The sequence below is a fragment of the Streptococcus sp. 517s genome (assembly GCF_054445985.1).
The window spans coordinates 753,601-774,799 of sequence record NZ_CM136847.1 but is presented as its reverse complement, the minus strand read 5'-3'; the positions used below and the strand labels follow the sequence as shown (position 1 = coordinate 774,799).

The window sequence follows — 21,199 nt, the reverse complement described above, 5'->3', positions numbered from 1 at the left end:
TTAAACAAAGGATTTTGCGATTATCAATTTGACTAAAGTTCGATATCACCGAACAAGTCAGCCATTGAGAATCCTGTTTGTGTTTCTGGAAGTTCGAAATCACGTTTTTCTTGACGTTTTGGACGACGTGGACGAGCAGCACGTTTTTCTTCTTTTTGTCCTTCTTCTTGAGCTGGACGTTCTTCAAGAGCTTTGATAGAAAGTGATACACGTTCTGCGTCAGCGTTAACATCAAGGACTTTAACAGTAACTTCTTGACCAACAGTAAGAGCTTCTTTTGGATTTTCGATACGTTTGTGTGAAATTTGTGATACGTGAACAAGTCCATCGATACCTGGCAATACTTCAACAAATGCACCGAAGTCAGTCAAACGTTTAACTGTTCCTTCTACTACATCACCTTTAGCCAATTTTTGCTCAACGCCATCCCATGGTCCAGGTGTTGTTGCTTTAAGTGAAAGGGATACGCGTCCTTCTTCTTCATTAAGATCAAGGACTTTAACTTCGATTTCTTCACCAACAGTCACAACTGATTTAGGTGATACGTTACGTTCGTGTGACAATTCAGTCAAGTGAACCAATCCGTCAACACCACCAAGATCGATGAAAGCACCGAAGCTAGTGATACGAGCAACTTTACCAGTTACTACATCACCAACAGCTAATTTACTGAATACTTCAGCACGAGCTGCTGCAGTAGCTGCTTCAACAACTTCACGACGTGAAAGGATGAAGCGGTTTTCTTTAGGATCAACTTCTTTGATTTTAGCATCAAATTCTTGACCTACGAAACGCTCAGTGTTACGTACGAAACGAGTATCCAACATTGAAGCTGGGATGAATCCACGAACACCTTCAAATTCTACTGAAAGTCCACCTTTAACGGCACGAGTTCCTTTAACAGTAACAACTTCTTCTTCGCGTCCTACAAGTTTGTCCCATGCTTTGCGAGCTTCAAGGCGTTTTTTAGATACAAGGTATGTAACTGTATCAGTATCTTTACCAACTACTTGACGAAGTACAAGAACATCCAATACTTCTCCTACTTTCACAAAGTCATTGATATCTGCATCGCGATCGTTTGTCAATTCGCGAAGAGTCAAGACACCTTCAACACCAGTCCCAGAGATTGCAACGTTAGCTTGAGTCGCATCAACTGTCAATACTTCAGCACTAACAACATCACCAGGCTCAACTTGGCTAACGCTATTTAGCAAATCTTCAAATTCGTTCATCTAAAAAATCCTCCAACAATCAAGTCTTTCCAAACTTGACATACTTATAATTTTTTTCCTAAGCACCCGCAAAGACATGTTCACATCGTTCACGCCTTTCAATTATAAAAATAAAATACCCTAAGATATTTTTCTTTTTATCTTGAACTTATTACCTAAGAACTGGGGTAGCTGGATTCGAACCAACGCATGAGGGAGTCAAAGTCCCTTGCCTTACCGCTTGGCTATACCCCAATGATGAATGGAGAGAGAGGGATTCGAACCCCCGAACCCGAAGGAGCGGATTTACAGTCCGCCGCGTTTAGCCTCTTCGCTATCTCTCCAATGTTCAACGAAGACTATTATATCATGAAATTTTCAATAAAACAAGTGTTATTTTGTCAAATTATAGTTTTCAATCAAAATTTCCACAGTTTTTTCAAGTTTTTTATAAAAACTATCGACATTTCCATTCTTTATGATGGCAAATTGGTTATCTAATTCGGCAATTTCGCCAATGACCTTTTTCCCGATTGTCAAAACGTATCCTTCATAACTGTCTTTTCCAACAGTCACTTTAGCATCTGTTAATTGAATTTCAATTTTCTTATCTTTTTTACTCATACTGTACCTCTTTTCACTTTTTCTATTGTACAAGAAAAAGCTCAAACTAGCAAGAAAAAACTCCATTTCAGCCATTACAACTGCTATGGAGTGTCACTTTAACTAATTATTTATGTGTCTTTGCAAATTAACCTCTTAGTTATTCTCTATCTCCTCTGTATATTTCGGTCTGATAGTTGTTCCATAATTAGTAATTGTTCGTTTTTGAACGAGTGGCAGCTCTGTACGGTAATATACAGTACGCCACGGTTCCCATGCAAGTCCTGTTTTCTCTTGGATTTTTACACGAAGATTACGAACATTTCCTCTAAACTGAAGTTCTGTTTGGAAGCCAGAAGTCCTATTTTTACCGTTATCTTCCCATCCGCGAGAACGGATACTTTCGATACCATCTTCATCGTAGGTTACTTCATCCCAATAAATATAATACCGTGCAACGTACCCTCCTTTATGATGTAAGTTAAGGTATCCATTCTTATAAGAGGTCACCTTCGTTTCAATATAATCTGTACTACTTTGAATTGTTGCAACTTGATTATCTCTTAAAAAGGCTGTTTTATAAGAAACTGGCACTGCTGGATTTTGTGTGCTGAAATTTGCCCCCTCCTGAATTAGTTTTTTAAGGTCCTCAGCTGTTCCAGTCACCACACGTGCAGCACCATCTGCATTTCCTCCGACAATAACAGCTGTAACTGAAGTGTTTTTCAAGACACGAGCCCATTCAGATTCTGGATTGATTGGCACGCCTTTAATTACAGCATTGATAGCAGCTTTAAGTTCTGTACTTGTACTTGTAGTCTCAAATTTGACATACATTTGACGTCCGTAAGATACACTTGAAACATAAACTGGAGGAGTTTGATTATCTAGACCACGATCTTGCAAATCTTTTACTGTGACATCGTCACCAAAAACATCTGAAGGATTTTTAGGTGCATCAAAGTTTGCAGTATAGTAAACTTGTTTGAAATCCACTACCTCAATTTGCTTTTCACCTTTTTGTGCAGCTTCAAAGTCAATTTTTAAATTAGCTCCTACTTTTTCAAAATCGCTTCCAAACTTCGCTTTTAGTTGATTCATGCTATAAGCTGAAGTAGATTCGTAGTGCATACGAGCAGGTGCAGGATTATTTGCTGCATACTTTTCATTCCAACGATTTACTAATGTATTGATTCCTTCTTGCATACCGCTAACCGTTGGTTCGGCATCTGTATGACTATCTGCCCCTGCCATTCCAGGCAAATCTACACTAATCCTACCTGGTTTTCTAGAAATACTTACAAGCTGTGGTTTATTTTCCAAAAGATCTTGATTCGCCTTAAACAAAGCTCCTAAGAAAATGTCACTATTCCCATTAATAGATACATCCTCAGATTTATTTGAAAGACTCTTCTTCACTTTTTCAACAACAATAAACTCATTGCCTTGCTGTTTAGCACTTGTATTAGAATAATTTTCGATAGTTTCACCCTTCCGAGTCAGAATATCAATTTTATTATAAGTTAGTCCAAAGAGATATTTATTCAGGTCCTTACCTTCTTGATTTGTAGCTTTCATGAGGCTATCCATGACATCTACACTGTTATTATTAGTAGCTGAACTTGGGACCGTTTCTTTTTCAGTATTCTCTGCATCTGTTTTTAGATTACTACTTGAAACTGTCGTTTCTGTCGCCGTTACTGTGTTAGCTTCAATAACAGCTCCTGCACTTAACAAAAATGCTACAATAACTACGCTACACACACCAACTCTATGCTTCCGAATAGAATACCGAAATCCTTTTTCTTGATTGTTTTGAATCATACAAAAACTCCTATTTATTATTTCATCTCTTGAATGCGCTTTCTAGAGATATCATTATTTTATCATATGATAACTGGTTATGCAATCGTTTTCTATGAATATTTTCTCATTAATCATTCATTAATCATTTATTTTTAAACACAATAAATCATTTTGTCTATTTTTGTAGTGCTCATAAGAAAAAGTAGAAAAAGAATTTAGAGTATGCACGTATATTTATGTTATTTAAAAAGAAAATTCATTTTATTAATCATCTCTTACAAGAAATTTACAATTAATTTGAAGAAGCTATTTTACCACCCTAAATAAAAAACAAGGGCACTACTCACATTCGAATAGAGCCCTCGTCTTCTTATCCTAACAATATCGTTCAGCAACTTTCTATACTACCTATTTCTTGCACTTCGTGCTGCTGTCACAGTAGCTTATTCCACAGTAGCTGACGAAATCGCATCCCCTTCAGTTGCCCGTTTCTCTTTTTCTGGTATTGTCGAACTCGAGGTCAGATGATTAGATTTCTTTTGAATCACTATAGAAATCAGAACCTCTTTTCTACTACCATCACTAAATACGACTAACAGCTTGCCCTGATAATTTCCTGCTACTTGAAGATTTATCTTTGAATAGTCCGTTACATCCTGAAGCACTATATTCTGAGGTAATTGTCCTTTGTTCTTGATATTATCTCGTAAATCAATACTTCCATTTTCATTCAAAATCTCATCATTTACTTCGACATCATAAACATCTGCATCATGAAGCTGCTGATTAAAATGTAGGCGAGACAGATTTTCTTCAGCATATCCTCTACCATCCATCAACCACTTGTCTCCGATAGAAAACCCCGGTTGACCATTCAATAACGATTCAAAGTAACTTCGTGAACCATGACAATTAGTCGTATTTCCTATATTGATTGCATGAGCAAAATTCCCCACCGCAGGAATCAGTTTGTCATTATTCACCATATAATGAATTGAACGTCCTTCCAGAGTGAGTTGTTCCCCTACTTTGGCCAGCCTATTGAGCCATTGAGTAAATATTCCACCTTTGATTTTAGGTGCATTAAAAGTATAAGATTGCTTGAACCAAGTATAGTTCTCCTCTTTTGAGTTAATCAAAGCACGATGAGCTAAATATCCCCCTAAGGAATGTCCAGTCGCATAGAGATTGGTAACTGTATGCTCCGCTTCATATTTTTTCAATAAATTTTCTATAGATATAGCTTGCTTAGGGTTCAAACCCAAAAAGATAGCCGTATCATCATCCGTATCAGCGCTACCTTTCGTTCCTCTTACCGCCAATACTTGGACTGTTTTATCAGCTAAATAAGGTACATCGCTTCTATTCTCGAACAGCACTGCATCAAAACCATTACTCAAATGATAGGTTTCACGAACCATCCAAAAGCGAGACAACTCCGTGTGCATCATCGCGTATTCTTGGCGTCCTTTATAAAGCTCTTCTAACGGATTTTGAGAATCCAACACCTCAGAAATATAGTCATCATCACGATAACATAACTCCATAAACATCGCCATATCCCTTGAGCTGATATCCCATTGAAGGGGATTTTTATCCTCTCTATCCGAAATGCCATCCCCATCCGTATCCTTGAGGCGCGGATGACTATTATAGCCGTAATAAACTCGACCGTTTTTAGTATAAGTATACAATTCTTCTGAATTATACAATCCATCCCCATCATCGTCACCATCTGGTTTCAAGACTTCTTCACCATACAACAAGGAATCAACGCGATTGTCTTCCAATCGGATTTTTCCTTCTGCAATTGCTTGAGCAGTTTCAATTGTCAATTTTATTTTATCAACTTCTTGAGCCTCTCCTGCTTGAGCTTGAAATCCTAAAGCGAGCACAATTGCTACGCTTCCTGCTATCACGTATCTTTTTTTATTCATCTTTCTCTCCGAAACAAAGAGCCAGCTACAATGCTGGCCCTTTTTAGCTTATTCCTTTAGCAATCTACTTTCCTTAAGTATTCGCTATCAAACTTAGTCATTCGCATCATCTTCATGCTTCTTACGTGCTACTCCATACAATGTCCCCGCGCCTACAATTGCAGCCATAGCCGCAGCTGTAAAGAATGGATTAACAGTCGAACCTGTATTAGGTAATGTTTTCGTAGCTGAATTTATTTGATTTCCTGTAACATCGTCACCATTAGAATGATTGCCGTCCGTAGCTTTTTTCTCTACGTGAATTGTTACAGTTACTTCATCTTTAGATCCATCTGGGTAGGTTACCTTCACCTTCGCTGTCTTATCGCCTGGTGTTGTAGTATCTACTGGACTTTCAAATTCAAATTTCGTTCCTTTTGGTAGGTCTGGAATATTTGCAATTGAATCTTCAGCTTTTGGTGTTTCACCCGTTTTGACTGTTTGATCTTTACCTTTTGGTTCATGAGTGTCTGCGTCCGTAGCTTTTTTCTCTACGTGAATTGTTACAGTTACTTCATCTTTAGATCCATCTGGGTAGGTTACCTTCACCTTCGCTGTCTTATCGCCTGGTGTTGTAGTATCTACTGGACTTTCAAATTCAAATTTCGTTCCTTTTGGTAGGTCTGGAATATTTGCAATTGAATCTTCAGCTTTTGGTGTTTCACCCGTTTTGACTGTTTGATCTTTACCTTTTGGTTCATGAGTGTCTGCGTCCGTAGCTTTTTTCTCTACGTGAATTGTTACAGTTACTTCATCTTTAGATCCATCTGGGTAGGTTACCTTCACCTTCGCTGTCTTATCGCCTGGTGTTGTAGTATCTACTGGACTTTCAAATTCAAATTTCGTTCCTTTTGGTAGGTCTGGAATATTTGCAATTGAATCTTCAGCTTTTGGTGTTTCACCCGTTTTGACTGTTTGATCTTTACCTTTTGGTTCATGAGTGTCTGCGTCCGTCGGCTTCTCTTTTACGGTCACTTTCACCGGAACCTCATCTGTCGTTCCATCCGGGTAAGTAACTGTTACTTTACCTTCGATAACATCACCTGGTTTCTTATCCGCTGGAATCTTGACAGTAACTTTACCTGTCTCTTTATCAACTGTAATTCCTGTTCCTGATGGAGTAGTGAATGTCGTACCTGTTGGAATCGTCTTACCTTCTTTTTCTTTCACCGGAACTTCCACAGTGTCACCTGGCTTACCTGCTGCAGATGGATACTCTGGTTGGTAGTTCTCGTTATCTGGTGTCTTCTTCGGTGTAACTGTCACCTTCACTGGAACCTCATCCTTAGATCCGTCTGGATAAGTGACTTCTACAACACCTTCTTTTTCACCTGGTGTAGCTGTATCTGGCTCTTTCTTCCAAGTGTAAGTTGAATCTTTTGGTAGATCATCCTTGTTTCCGATGCTGTCCTCAGCTTTTGGTTTTGTACCTTGTTCTACAGTTTGGTCTTTCGCTTCTGGTGAGTAGGTAATATTGTCTGGTGTCTTAGACACGGTCACTTTCACCGGAACCTCATCTGTCGTTCCATCTGGGTAAGTAACTGTTACTTTACCTTCGATAACATCACCTGGTTTCTTATCCGCTGGAATCTTGACAGTAGCTTTACCTGTATTTTCGTCTACGGTGATATCCGAACCGTCTTTAACCTTGTATTTAGTACCATCTGGGATTTGTTTGCCAGTCTTATCTTTGGGTTCAAGTGTGACACTATCGCCTGGCTTACCTGTTGCAGACGGATACTCTGGTTGGTAGTTCTCGTTATCTGGTGTCTTCTTCGGTGTAACTGTCACCTTCACTGGAACCTCATCCTTAGATCCGTCTGGATAAGTGACTTCTACAACACCTTCTTTTTCACCTGGTGTAGCTGTATCTGGCTCTTTCTTCCAAGTGTAAGTTGAATCTTTTGGTAGATCATCCTTGTTTCCGATGCTGTCCTCAGCTTTTGGTTTTGTACCTTGTTCTACAGTTTGGTCTTTCGCTTCTGGTGAGTAGGTAATATTGTCTGGTGTCTTAGACACGGTCACTTTCACCGGAACCTCATCTGTCGTTCCATCTGGGTAAGTAACTGTTACTTTACCTTCGATAACATCACCTGGTTTCTTATCCGCTGGAATCTTGACAGTAGCTTTACCTGTATTTTCGTCTACGGTGATATCCGAACCGTCTTTAACCTTGTATTTAGTACCATCTGGGATTTGTTTGCCAGTCTTATCTTTGGGTTCAAGTGTGACACTATCGCCTGGCTTACCTGTTGCAGACGGATACTCTGGTTGGTAGTTCTCGTTATCTGGTGTCTTCTTCGGTGTAACTGTCACCTTCACTGGAACCTCATCCTTAGATCCGTCTGGATAAGTGACTTCTACAACACCTTCTTTTTCACCTGGTGTAGCTGTATCTGGCTCTTTCTTCCAAGTGTAAGTTGAATCTTTTGGTAGATCATCCTTGTTTCCGATGCTGTCCTCAGCTTTTGGTTTTGTACCTTGTTCTACAGTTTGGTCTTTCGCTTCTGGTGAGTAGGTAATATTGTCTGGTGTCTTAGACACGGTCACTTTCACCGGAACCTCATCTGTCGTTCCATCTGGGTAAGTAACTGTTACTTTACCTTCGATAACATCACCTGGTTTCTTATCCGCTGGAATCTTGACAGTAGCTTTACCTGTATTTTCGTCTACGGTGATATCCGAACCGTCTTTAACCTTGTATTTAGTACCATCTGGGATTTGTTTGCCAGTCTTATCTTTGGGTTCAAGTGTGACACTATCGCCTGGCTTACCTGTTGCAGACGGATACTCTGGTTGGTAGTTCTCGTTATCTGGTGTCTTCTTCGGTGTAACTGTCACCTTCACTGGAACCTCATCCTTAGATCCGTCTGGATAAGTGACTTCTACAACACCTTCTTTTTCACCTGGTGTAGCTGTATCTGGCTCTTTCTTCCAAGTGTAAGTTGAATCTTTTGGTAGATCATCCTTGTTTCCGATGCTGTCCTCAGCTTTTGGTTTTGTACCTTGTTCTACAGTTTGGTCTTTCGCTTCTGGTGAGTAGGTAATATTGTCTGGTGTCTTAGACACGGTCACTTTCACCGGAACCTCATCTGTCGTTCCATCTGGGTAAGTAACTGTTACTTTACCTTCGATAACATCACCTGGTTTCTTATCCGCTGGAATCTTGACAGTAGCTTTACCTGTATTTTCGTCTACGGTGATATCCGAACCGTCTTTAACCTTGTATTTAGTACCATCTGGGATTTGTTTGCCAGTCTTATCTTTGGGTTCAAGTGTGACACTATCGCCTGGCTTACCTGTTGCAGACGGATACTCTGGTTGGTACTTGTCTTTGTCTGGTTCGATGACGTTGATGTCAAGGATTTGATCAGGAGCTTTGTTGCCAGCATCATCTGTCGCCCTGAACGTTACTGATTTCTTATCTTTCAGCGTTACTTTGCTAATAGTAACTTTCATAACCACTTTTGTATCTGTTTTAGTTAAATAATCAACTTTAATACGTGTCATGATGATATCAGTAGTGAACTTCTTAGTGAAATCCGTAATATCTAAATTGACCTTATGGTCGTCTTCAGCTGTCACTGTGAATGTGTAATCTTCACCAACTATAGCGGTTGATTTTTCTGCTTCCACTTTCAAAGTCGGAGCTTGTGTATCCTTATCAACTACTTTAACTGGGACATTGACAAACTCACGGCTTCCGTCTGGGTAACGAACAAGGGCTTGAGCTGTATAATCTCCGACACTATTTGTTTCAGGAACAGAAATTGCTTCAACAGTGTAACCCGCTGGAAGCGGCTTAGTGCCTTCCCTATGTGTAATGTGCTTGCCAAGATCCTCAGCTGTAATCTTATGACCCTTTTGAACAGTCAAAAGATTCCCTACAGGCGAATATTCTTCACTCTGTGTCTTACCGAGTTTTGAACCCATAGCAGCCATTACATACGCTTGCTTAGCTTCAGAAGCCAGACCAGCTTTAGCAGTTACAGCTATAACTCCACTTTTATCAGCTTCGTCTTGTGTAACCGTACTCTTTAGCTTAACACGAACATGGTATTTATAAGCATATTGTTGATTACTGCCGACTGTCATCAATTGTGAATAAGATAAATTCGGATATTGATTATTGCTTCTCCTAATAATTTTGTTCAGTTCTGCATTTCCAGCTAAATTTTTCAACATTTGTTGGCGCTGATTATCACTGTTTGGGCCGCCACTAAGTTGATAGAAATTCTTCCCCCTCCAATCATTTGGGGCATCTTTCTCGCCGTAATCACCATTTGGAATATTAAACGTTGAACCAACTTGCTCGAAACGTTCTGGATTTTGCGAAAGGTGTCCCTGCATTCCTGGTTTCAATTTATAGCGCGTAAAGCTACGATTGGTTAGAGTATCTGAGTTATATACTCCACCACTTCCAAGATCCATAATATCTCTTGGACCATAGAACCAAAAAGCATTCTGCGCATTACCTGTTAGACTTTTTCCATCATTTTGAAAATAGATATCATAATCAATGTATTTTTGACCATTTTCTTCAACATATCTAGCTTTGATTTCAGTCTTCTCGATTGTACGGTAACGGTTAGCTATTTCCGTCTGTCCAGCACTTCCATATTTATCTTCCGAAATGTAGCTTTTGACATTTTTCAACGCACCATCATTAAACTCTTTCGACTTAGTTTGAACATTCCCGATTTGTGAAGACCACACATCTCCGCCGTCTTCTGCGACTGTTCGTGCACCGCCTCGGATTAGTTGATTGATATCAAGATTAGGAGTCTTAAGTTCATTATCTAGTGACGTATCTGAAGTTTTTTCTTTCTCCTTTTTCACCTCTTCTTTTTTAGGAGTTTCAGTTTTAGGAGTTTCAGTTTTAGGAGTTTCAGTAGTTGCAGTCGGCTGACTAGTAACATCCTGCCTTGTTGCTTTCGACTCTTTCGCCGGAATAACGTTTGCATTTACAGCTGTATCAGATGTTACTGTATTAGGCTCAGCAGCAGAAACCACCGCTTGTCCTCCTACCATAAATGCAATAGCTATACTCGCAGCACCAAACTTGAATTTCCTAATCGAAAATCGTTGCTTCCCCTGCGATATGTCATATTTTTTTCGGTTACCTTTAAACAAAATAACACGTCCTTTCTAGTGATTAATCTAATCCGTCATAGACTGACGGCACCTCTATTCTATCATTCACATAAACCAAACATTTCACACTTCTGATATATATGTAAATTTTTTTGTAGTTTTTGCAATTTTTTAGTATAATAGCATTATAGCATTATAAAAAATCAGTAGGAGGTGTTTAGATTCACATGATTGATCGCACAGACATGAATATTGGACTGTTAAAATCTCTTTCAACTCTTCTTACAACTAAGTCGTTGACACAAATCAGTGTCAATGAGATTTGTAAAGAAACTGGACTAAGTAGACGGACCTTCTATAACTATTTTAGCTCGAAAGAAGATTTCTTAAAAAATTCTATCTTCATCTTTCTCGACGACGTCACCAAGATTCTCTACACTGACCTTTCCTTTAGTACCCCCGTCATTGTCGAAGTCCTGACTTATCTTCAAAAAAATCAAGATATCACGCGCGCGCTTGCTCTTCATTATCCAGATAACCTCCCCCTCATCAAAGAATATGTCACAGATATTGCTCTCTGTTCTAAAAAGATAAACAAACAAAAACTAAAAGAAGCTTATCAACTACCTGAAAACTTCGCTCTAAACGTCTATGTTATCAGTATTATCAGCGTTGTCTTCGTCTGGATTCGTACCGGTTTCCACGAAAGCCCCGAAGAAATCGCTACATATATCAAAGCAGCCGTAAAACTCTAAAACCATACCTCCCCAAGCCAAGCCGCTAAAAACGGCTTTTTTGATTCCCTGATAATTAAAACGAACACTCGGATTTTTGACAAAAATATGTTATAACGAAATCAAGTCTTAGATAAATTTATGATGAATTTACAAACCATATCCAGTATTGTGTGAACTACAAAGAATTAGGTTCGCACTCTATCTCCTCTATCACGCAGACTCAATTCATTTTTTTAATCTAAACTAATGATTAAACCCATGTTAATTTCCTTAGAATATCTTGAGTATACAATATAAGTACACAATAAAATAGGCTCCATAATATCCATAGGGGATTTACCCACTACAAATATTATAGAGCCTAATAAAACAGCACAACTACTCTAATGTATAGTAGTTATGCTGTTTTATTTAGTCCACTTTGACAATCCATCCCTCTGGTGCTTCCACATCACCAAATTGGATACCAGTCAATTCATCGTAGAGTTTACGTGTAACAGGACCTACTTCTGTTTCACTATAGAAAACATGGAAATCATCGCCATGTTGGATCCCCCCAATTGGAGAAATGACCGCTGCTGTACCACAAGCACCTGCCTCTACAAAACGATCCAAATTATCGATTGGGACATCACCTTCAATCGGTGTTAAGCCCAAGCGGTGTTCTGCCAAGTAAAGCAAAGAGTACTTGGTAATAGATGGCAAGATGGATGGACTCAATGGCGTAACAAATTCATTGTCTGCCGTGATTCCAAAGAAGTTAGCTGAACCGACTTCCTCAATCTTTGTATGTGTAGATGGGTCTAAGTAGATAACATCTGAGAAATGGCGTGATTTGGCCAACTTCCCTGGCAAAAGACTCGCAGCATAGTTTCCTCCAACCTTAGCCGCACCCGTACCATGTGGAGCTGCACGGTCGTATTCATCCTGAATCAAGAAATTGGTTGGAACCAAACCACCTTTAAAGTAATTTCCAACTGGCATAGCAAAGATAGTGAAAATGTACTCTTCTGCTGGTTTTACCCCGATGATATCTCCGACACCAATCAAGAGAGGACGAAGATAAAGGGTTCCACCTGTTCCATATGGTGGTACGTATTCTTCATTTGCACGGGCAACTGCTTTACAAGCTTCTACAAACATTTCTGTTGGAACTTGGGGCATCAAGAGACGGTCACAGGTACGTTGTAGACGCTTGGCATTTTCATCAGGACGGAAAAGTTGAATACTACCATCCTTCGTACGATAGGCTTTCAATCCCTCAAATGCTTGCTGTCCATAGTGGAGACTTGGAGAAGACTCTGAAATATGCAAGGTTGCATCCTCTGTCAATTCTCCTTGATCCCATTGACCATTTTTGTAGTGAGCGATATAACGGTAAGGTAATTTCATATAAGCAAATCCAAGGTTTTCCCAATCAATTGCAACTGTCATGTGTTTCTCCTTTATACTATTCAAACTATGTGTTCTATTCTACACTTTTCTAGTAAAATTTCAAGTATTATTTGTAATTTTCTGAAATTTTTTTCAACATAAAGAAATCAGCCCTCTGGACTGATTCTTTTTACGAATTTGTTTTGTCCTCTTTAAAGACCTCTTTGAGGTAAGCATCGAAAACTTCCTCATCTGAAATGGTGTCAGAAATAAAGCTTCCATTGCTAGTACGTTCTGACAAGTTGAGGTCTTGCAATCGACTTTCATGGATTGTTCCTTTGTTTGATTGGACAAGTAACGTTTGGTCGTTTTCTTCCATTTCTGTACTAAAGAGATCACCTACAAGTCCTTGCTCTGCAACTGCTCCTGCTAAAAAGACACGGTGCGGTTTGTTTTTCAACTCACGCAAGACTTGAAGGCCTCGTTTAGCACGGCTGGTCGCTGGAATTTCCTCAATGGAAACGCGTTTCAAGCTTCCACGTTGGGTCAAGAGGTAGAAGGATGAGGTGTTACAGATGAAGGCTGCCTGAAGCGCATCATCTGCTTTCAGATTCATAGCCTTGACCCCTGCAGCCTTGGCACCAACAACCGGAACCTCTTCGATATTGAAACGAAGGGCGTAACCGTTTTGGCTAATCAAGAGTACATCATCAAGTCTAATCGGAGCCACTGCTACAATTTGGTCTGTCTCATCTTTTAACTTAGCATACTTAACAGACTTCGACTTGTAGGTCCGCCATGGAGAGAATTCTTTCCGTTCTACACGCTTGATTTGACCAAGGCGAGTCGCAGCAAAGTAGGTTGTCGCATCTTCAAACTGATCCACGACTTCGACATAGAGAACTTCTTCATTGGTTTCAAAGTTTGTAATCGTTTGGCTCAAGTGCTCTCCGATGTCCTTCCAGCGAATATCTGCTAACTCATGGATTGGTCGATAAATGACATTTCCAAGAGTTGTAAACATCAAGAGGTGTTGGGTTGTCTTGGCAGATTGAACAAAGATTAAACGGTCATCATCACGTTTGCCAATTTCTTCCAGACTGGATGCTGCAAAGGAACGTGGGCTAGTGCGTTTGATATAACCTGCCTTGGTCACGCTGACGTAAGTATCTTCTTCAACAATAAGACTAGCTGTATCAATCTCAATCACTTTTGCTGTATCTTCCAAAGTACTCAAACGTGGTGTCGCAAATTTCTTCTTGACCTCACGAAGCTCTTTCTTCATGAGATTGTACATAGTTCGTTCATCACCGATGATCGCCGCAAGCATAGCAATTTTCTCACGAAGTTCTGCTTCTTCTTCCTGCAAGACAACCACGTCTGTATTGGTCAATCGATAAAGTTGTAAAGTAACGATGGCCTCAGCCTGCTCTTCTGTAAAATCATAGCTGACCTTGAGGTTTTCCTTCGCATCAGCCTTATTCTCAGAAGCACGGATAAGGGCAATAACTTCATCCAAAATCGAGATAACGCGAATCAAACCTTCAACGATATGGAGACGTTTCTCAGCCTTTTCCTTATCAAAACGGGAACGTGCCAAAATCACTTCACGACGGTGGGCGATGTAGCTAGACAAAATTGGGACAATTCCAACCTGACGAGGCGTGAAATTGTCAATCGCCACCATGTTAAAGTTGTAATTGATTTGCAAGTCGGTGTATTTGAAGAGATAGTTGAGTACGAGCTCGGTATTCGCGTCTTTCTTAAGTTCAATAGCGATACGAAGACCGTCACGGTCAGACTCATCACGAATCTCAGCAATACCTGCCACCTTGTTATTAACACGAACATCATCGATTTTCTTAACCAGATTGGCTTTATTGATCTCATAAGGAATCTCGGTGATAACGATTTGTTCCTTACCACCTTTTAGCTTTTCAATCTCCGTCTTAGATCGAACAACCACGCGCCCTTTTCCAGTTTCATAGGCTTTCTTGATTTCATCACGGCCTTGGATGATAGCTCCTGTAGGAAAGTCTGGTCCAGGTAAGAATTCCATCAGCTTATCAACCTTGGCTGTTGGGTGGTCAATCATGTAAACTGTCGCATCAATAACTTCAGCCAAATTATGCGGAGGAATATCTGTGGCATATCCAGCCGAAATCCCAGTCGAACCATTGATCAAGAGGTTTGGAAAGGCTGCTGGCAAAACTGTTGGCTCTTTCTCAGTATCGTCAAAGTTCCAAGCAAAGGGAACTGTCTTTTTCTCGATATCTTGAAGAAGATAACCAGCAATCTCAGACAAACGAGCCTCGGTATAACGCATAGCCGCAGGCGGATCTCCGTCCATAGAACCGTTATTACCGTGCATTTCAACTAGAATCTCACGGTTTTTCCAGTCCTGAGACATACGAACCATAGCATCATAGATAGAAGAATCCCCGTGTGGGTGAAAATTCCCCATGATGTTCCCGACAGACTTAGCAGACTTACGGTAGCTCTTATCAAAGGTATTGCCATCCTTATTCATAGAATAAAGAATACGACGCTGAACCGGCTTCAATCCATCACGAATATCTGGCAAAGCCCGGTCTTGAATGATGTATTTGGAGTAGCGACCAAAGCGCTCTCCCATGATGTCCTCCAGGGACATATTTTGAATATTAGACATAGGATACTAAGCCCGTAAAATGCAAAGTGAAAATAGGAAATTCTTAAAATGAGCGATGCTCGCAAGAGAATTTATCTTTTTTTCACAGTATTTAGGGCGTGTTCAACTCCTTTCAAAGAATGTAGAGTATGTGTAATGATAAAAGGATGTAGAAAGGATTAGTCCCGTGTTCAGTTACGATAAGTAACCAAACGACCCTTTCTGTAGTTTAAAATACGTTGCTTAATTATTTAGCGATTAGGAAGTTTCTCCTCAGCATATCTCATCATCTTCTCAGCCACTTCCTTATCGTAGGCAAAGCCCATCTTTTGAGCAAGGATTTGAGCTTCTCTGTGGAAAAGTTGCATCGTAGCAAACAATGACTGAGTAAGTTTCTCTACACTTGAAAAATCAAGCAGAGCTGAGAATTGTTTCTCTTTCTCTGTAGGTAAATACTGGAAAAGATACTTGTAGTTCTTGCCGATATCGACCTTTCCCCCATCACTTGCGACCTGCCAATCCAAGACCTTCAAGAGTTCTTGTTGGCAAATACCGTAAAGATGGTCTGTTGCATAGATGAGATGACAGCGACGAATACCCTTAACCACATAGGCGGAAACCCACCAAAATTCATTGCAGGCTTTTTCGAAATCTATCTGACTAGCTGGACTTGTCCAGTAACGCTGAGGATTTGGAGAATAAGGCGCAAATAAGCCCTTAGGGTCCTCTAGCACCGTGAAATCCGCTTCGCTTTCTACCCACTCCTTGATATACTCTTTAGGACATAAAGTCAAATCAATGCGATTGTCATCTTCAAAAAGCATGAGATAAAGTCGACGGTTTCCTAAGATATTATGCTGCTCAATCAGACGATTGCCAAACTGATCCAGCCAAGACAAGTCTGAAATTAGGTTTTCAAGATTATCAACAAGATAAACAACATCATAGTCTTGAAATTCATCTTTCGGAGCATGATCATTTGTTCTAGAACCCGATAAAGCAACAGCATCGACTTTTAAACTTTCAGCTATTTGTAAAATCAGATTCATCATTTCTGTTTCAGTTCTCATGGGAATACCTGCCTTTTTAGTGAAAACTCTTGATTCTGTAAAGGATATGTCTATAAAGAGGACTGACTGCTGGAACTTTTTCATTATCAAATTCTTTGACAAATTCCATGCCTAGCTTTTGCATGACTTTTTGCGAAGGGAGATTGTGCAAGGATGTAAAAGAGTAAACTTCTGACAAGCCAGCTTGCTGGAAAGCGAAGTCTAGACAGGCTTGGGCAGCCTCCGTCTCATAACCACGATTCCAAAACTCTTTTCGCAAACGCCAGCCGATTTCTACAGCTTCTTTTCCAGCAAAAATCCGTAAATCCGAATGGTGCAGACCTACCAAGCCGATAAACTCCTGATTGTCTAAGTCACTCAGGGACAAACTTTTTACTTCATATACTTTTTTCATTTTTCTTTTTGAATATTTTTGTGCCAGTCTCTCCCATGAGACAGACAAACTGACTTTTTTTCTGTCAGTCACTTTTTTAGGAAGATATTTTGGGGGAAGTGAGGTACGCAAGGGTATTTGTTAGTCAGTTTCTTCCCAAAGTAAAGAATACTCGCTAATTAGTGATAGTTTTTCTAATAATAAAAGTTGTTTTTCTCGTGATAGACCACAGAAATATTCCATGAAATCTTGCTCAATAATTTCAACTTTATCAATAGGGATTAAGTTATAAAACCACTCATCATTCTGTAAAATATTTTTAAAAAATAGAGTAGAAACTAACGACATCTCCGAAGTCCAAGGATAATCATAATCACTAATACGCTCCTCATTATATTTTAGCCATGATTTAATCCCATAAGAAATAACAAATTGAACTTGGTTGTCTCTGTAATGTGTCATACCATACTTCTGTTTATGTGTTACAGCTTTTTTTACTCCCTGATATAATATACAGTAGACTTTTGACGGCGAATATTCAAATAAAAGATTTTTAATTTCTGTTTTTATAAGTTGCTTAGCCTTATTTTCATCTTTCTCGCTATACCCTGAAGAATATTCAAAATGAAATTCCTCCCTAAATTGATAGTCAAATAGTTTAAACAATTCTTTTTCAGCCAACTCTAACCACAGTTGATTTATTTCAGTCTCAGTAAATTTAAGATTTGTTAAAAACTTAAAATTTGAAAACCAGTGTTCATCTTTCTCTGAATAAACATTTTTTAAATTTTGAAAAGAGAAACGTACTCTTGTCTTATAAAACACATTTGGAAATTTTTCATTTGCAAATTTGGGGTCTTGTTTAATTTCTTTATTACTACAAAATGCAGTTGTAGAGCTTCTTGGGGATATTTCTAAAATATTCTTTTCTTTCAGAAAGTATATTTCATCAATGGGATAATTACCATCAAAAAACATTTGTGGTAATTTTTGATTTTTGATTTCCGAGAAAGAAGGAATATCAAATTCATCTTCACTAATATTAAATCCCTGTAAAATAGTTGATAAATATAGCTGCTCTCGTAGCCCAAACCCGGATATATATCGAATTTCTTCAAGAAAATAAGTGTCCTGTATTTTTCGACGCTTTTCTTTTGAACAATAATCACAAGAGCAGTCATCATCATTATTTTTATGCCCACAACTGAAGCATCTATTGTCTTGAACGAAATAGTTATCTAACTGGTCATTATTAACTAGCTTGTCATAATCCTTTTTTGTCGGTAGTTGGATGTATTTTTCTTCACCACATATCTCACAAATAAACGAAGTAGAAACTTTTGGAAATTCTTTTCTTAAATTAGATGCTATAGTATGAATAGAATATTTTTTAATAATTTCGTTAAGTTTTAAATTGTTTTGATAGTAATCAATAAGAATATTTTTTACTACCTCATCAGTAAATCCCGATAACACATCACCTTTTGTGCTATAGTCAATATTCCTCAAAAATTTAATCATAAATTTCTCCTCATTTACGGCTATCACTCTTAATCTTACTAAATCATTAAAACACTGTCGCTTCCTCCAGCGTAAACTTGACATTATCCTCAATCCATTTACGGCGTGGTTCGACCTTATCACCCATGAGGACGTTTACGCGGCGTTCAGCGCGTGCTAGGTCTTCGATCGTGACACGGATGAGGGTACGGGTTTCTGGATTCATAGTTGTTTCCCAGAGTTGGTCCGCATTCATCTCACCAAGACCTTTGTAGCGTTGAAGGGTAGCGCCTTTACCGAACTGCTTACGAAGTTCTTCTAACTCTCCGTCTGTCCAAGCATAGGCCACTTCTTCTTTCTTGCCTTTCCCTTTGGACATCTTGTAAAGAGGCGGAAGGGCGATATAGACATGTCCTGCCTCGACTAGTGGACGCATGTAGCGGTAGAAAAAGGTTAAAAGAAGAGTTTGAATGTGGGCACCATCGGTATCCGCATCGGTCATGATAATGATCTTGTCATAGTTGGCATCTTCAATGGAGAAGTCTGCTCCCACACCCGCACCGATGGTATAAATCATGGTATTGATTTCTTCATTTTTAAGAATATCCGCCATCTTAGCCTTGGCTGTATTGATAACCTTACCTCGAAGAGGTAAGATAGCCTGAAACTTACGGTCACGACCTTGTTTAGCAGAACCGCCTGCAGAATCACCCTCGACCAGGTAGAGTTCATTCTTGGCAGGGTTTTTAGACTGGGCTGGAGTCAATTTTCCAGACAACAAGCCCTTGTCTTGCTTGTTTTTCTTACCATTTCTGCTCTCATCACGCGCTTTGCGGGCCGCTTCACGAGCATCACGAGCCTTGATAGCCTTTCTGATGAGATTTGAAGCTAGTTCTCCATTCTCCATTAGAAAGAAGGTCAACTTATCAGATACTATGCCATCCACAACAGGACGAGCCAGAGGACTTCCAAGTTTGTCCTTGGTCTGTCCCTCGAATTGGAGGTGTTCTTCCGGAACTAGGATAGAGAGGACAGCTGCTAGTCCCTCACGATAATCTGAACCTTCTAGGTTTTTATCTTTTTCCTTGAGAAGTCCCGTCTTACGCGCATAGTCGTTCATGACCTTTGTAATGGCAGACTTGAGTCCCGTCTCATGCGTCCCACCATCTTTAGTACGAACGTTATTGACAAAGGATAGAATGTTATCTGAAAATCCATCATTGTACTGGAGGGCAACTTCCACTTGGAAACCATTATCTTCCCCTTCAAAGTACAGAACCGGCGTCAGGGTTTCCTTGTCTTCGTTCAAATAGGAAACAAAGTCCTGAACTCCATTTTCATAATGGTATTCAATCGCTTCATCTGTTCGTTTGTCTGTCAGAGACAAGGTCACATTTTTTAAGAGAAAGGCTGACTCATTGAGTCGTTCTGAAATAGTATTGTACTTAAAGTCAGTCGTAGAAAAAATCGTCGCGTCAGGCATGAAGGTAACCTTGGTACCTGTCTTAGATTTGGGTGCTGTACCAATTTTCTTCAAGGTTGTGACGGGTTTTCCGCCATTTTCAAAACATTGCTTGTAGACTGTGCCATCACGGGTGATTTCAACTTCTAGCCAACTTGATAGGGCATTAACAACAGAAGACCCCACCCCGTGGAGACCTCCAGATGTCTTATAACCTCCTTGACCGAATTTCCCTCCGGCGTGAAGAATGGTAAAGATAACCTCGACAGTTGGAATTCCCATGGCATGCATACCAGTCGGCATCCCACGACCATGGTCCTCTACTGTTAGACTTCCGTCTTTATTGATAGTCACATCAATGCGGTCACCAAAGCCAGACAAGGCCTCATCGACTGCATTGTCCACTATTTCCCAAACTAGATGGTGGAGACCAGCACCGTCGGTCGATCCGATATACATCCCCGGACGTTTACGAACCGCATCCAACCCTTCTAGCACCTGAATGGCGTCATCATTATAGTTATTAATATTGATTTCCTTTTTTGACACAAGGAACCTCCTATTTGTTCATCTTTTCTATTTTACAGGTTTTCTAGGGATTTTGCAAAGTTTTTCCCGTTCAGCTGTCACAATTTTAAAGGATATTCTCATCATTTCTACACTATTTCATGGTATAATAGGTCTATGATGACATTTGTATTATTAATTTCAGCTTATCTACTAGGCTCAATCCCTTCTGGTCTTTGGATCGGACAAATTTTCTTTCAAACAAATCTGCGTGAACACGGTTCTGGAAACACCGGAACAACCAATACTTTCCGTATTTTGGGTAAGAAAGCAGGTATGGCAACCTTTGTAATTGACTTCTTTAAAGGAACCTTGGCCACTCTGCTTCCAATTTTTTTCCACCTACAAGGTGTATCACCTCTTGTCTTTGGACTTTTGGCTGTCGTTGGGCATACCTTCCCTATCTTTGCAGGCTTTAAAGGTGGTAAGGCTGTTGCAACCAGTGCTGGGGTTGTTTTCGGATTTGCGCCTATCTTCTGTCTCTACCTAGCAGTCGTATTCTTTGGAACCCTCTATCTCGGTAGTATGATTTCCTTGTCTAGCGTTACTGCTTCTATCGCAGCCGTTATCGGAGTTCTCCTATTTCCACTATTTGGATTTGTCCTAAACAGCTATGACCCTCTCTTCATTTTGATTATCCTAGCACTTGCTAGCTTGATTATCATTCGTCACAAGGATAATATCACACGTATCAAAAATAAAACTGAAAATCTTGTCCCTTGGGGATTGAACTTAACCCATCAAAATCCTAACAAATAAAACGCCAGTTTGAA

The 21,199-nt window shown here is 39.7% G+C and carries 13 protein-coding genes and 2 tRNA genes; 2 read left to right on the top strand and 13 right to left on the bottom strand.

What is annotated here, in order from left to right; all coding sequences use genetic code 11:
* Window positions 1-32 precede the first annotated feature (32 nt).
* From rpsA to ACVX3R_RS03975, 7 genes are all read right to left on the bottom strand, one after another.
* Entirely contained in the window at window positions 33-1,235 is a 1,203-nt protein-coding gene (gene rpsA / locus ACVX3R_RS04005; protein WP_001001620.1) for a 30S ribosomal protein S1, read from the bottom strand.
* 162 nt (window positions 1,236-1,397) lie between these two features.
* Window positions 1,398-1,469 (bottom strand) — tRNA-Gln (locus ACVX3R_RS04000).
* Window positions 1,470-1,477: 8 nt separating this feature from the next.
* A tRNA-Tyr gene (locus ACVX3R_RS03995) sits at window positions 1,478-1,558 on the bottom strand.
* Between the two features lie 49 nt (window positions 1,559-1,607).
* A complete protein-coding gene (locus ACVX3R_RS03990; protein WP_458795546.1) occupies window positions 1,608-1,838 on the bottom strand; it encodes a DUF2969 domain-containing protein in 231 nt (76 codons plus the stop codon).
* Between the two features lie 135 nt (window positions 1,839-1,973).
* Entirely contained in the window at window positions 1,974-3,641 is a 1,668-nt protein-coding gene (locus tag ACVX3R_RS03985; protein WP_458795545.1) for a thiol-activated cytolysin family protein, read from the bottom strand.
* A gap of 425 nt (window positions 3,642-4,066) precedes the next feature.
* Window positions 4,067-5,560 (bottom strand): Rib/alpha-like domain-containing protein, encoded by a 1,494-nt coding sequence (locus tag ACVX3R_RS03980; RefSeq protein ID WP_458795544.1) that lies wholly within the window; start codon window positions 5,558-5,560, stop codon window positions 4,067-4,069.
* 93 nt (window positions 5,561-5,653) lie between these two features.
* Window positions 5,654-10,732: a Rib/alpha-like domain-containing protein gene (locus tag ACVX3R_RS03975; RefSeq protein ID WP_458795543.1), complete on the bottom strand. Its 5,079-nt coding sequence runs from the start codon at window positions 10,730-10,732 to the stop codon at window positions 5,654-5,656.
* Window positions 10,733-10,920: 188 nt separating this feature from the next.
* Between ACVX3R_RS03975 and ACVX3R_RS03970 the strand changes: the two genes are divergently transcribed.
* Window positions 10,921-11,448 carry a TetR/AcrR family transcriptional regulator gene (locus ACVX3R_RS03970; RefSeq protein WP_458795542.1) on the top strand — a complete coding sequence of 176 codons (528 nt, stop codon included), beginning with the start codon at window positions 10,921-10,923 and terminating at the stop codon, window positions 11,446-11,448.
* A gap of 393 nt (window positions 11,449-11,841) precedes the next feature.
* Here the strand turns inward: ACVX3R_RS03970 and ACVX3R_RS03965 are convergent, their stop codons facing one another.
* From ACVX3R_RS03965 to parE, 6 genes are all read right to left on the bottom strand, one after another.
* Entirely contained in the window at window positions 11,842-12,879 is a 1,038-nt protein-coding gene (locus tag ACVX3R_RS03965) for a branched-chain amino acid aminotransferase (RefSeq protein ID WP_458795673.1), read from the bottom strand.
* A gap of 115 nt (window positions 12,880-12,994) precedes the next feature.
* Window positions 12,995-15,475 (bottom strand): DNA topoisomerase IV subunit A, encoded by a 2,481-nt coding sequence (gene parC / locus ACVX3R_RS03960; RefSeq protein ID WP_458795541.1) that lies wholly within the window; start codon window positions 15,473-15,475, stop codon window positions 12,995-12,997.
* Window positions 15,476-15,705: 230 nt separating this feature from the next.
* Window positions 15,706-16,524, bottom strand: coding sequence for an aminoglycoside 6-adenylyltransferase (locus ACVX3R_RS03955; protein ID WP_458795540.1), 819 nt, complete (start codon window positions 16,522-16,524; stop codon window positions 15,706-15,708).
* A gap of 16 nt (window positions 16,525-16,540) precedes the next feature.
* Window positions 16,541-16,990 (bottom strand): GNAT family N-acetyltransferase, encoded by a 450-nt coding sequence (locus ACVX3R_RS03950; RefSeq protein ID WP_311164874.1) that lies wholly within the window; start codon window positions 16,988-16,990, stop codon window positions 16,541-16,543.
* Between the two features lie 48 nt (window positions 16,991-17,038).
* Window positions 17,039-18,418 (bottom strand): hypothetical protein, encoded by a 1,380-nt coding sequence (locus ACVX3R_RS03945; RefSeq protein WP_308688322.1) that lies wholly within the window; start codon window positions 18,416-18,418, stop codon window positions 17,039-17,041.
* 46 nt (window positions 18,419-18,464) lie between these two features.
* Window positions 18,465-20,408 (bottom strand): DNA topoisomerase IV subunit B, encoded by a 1,944-nt coding sequence (parE, locus tag ACVX3R_RS03940; RefSeq protein ID WP_458795539.1) that lies wholly within the window; start codon window positions 20,406-20,408, stop codon window positions 18,465-18,467.
* 135 nt (window positions 20,409-20,543) lie between these two features.
* Between parE and plsY the strand changes: the two genes are divergently transcribed.
* A complete protein-coding gene (gene plsY / locus ACVX3R_RS03935) occupies window positions 20,544-21,185 on the top strand; it encodes a glycerol-3-phosphate 1-O-acyltransferase PlsY (RefSeq protein ID WP_458795538.1) in 642 nt (213 codons plus the stop codon).
* Window positions 21,186-21,199: the final 14 nt, after the last annotated feature.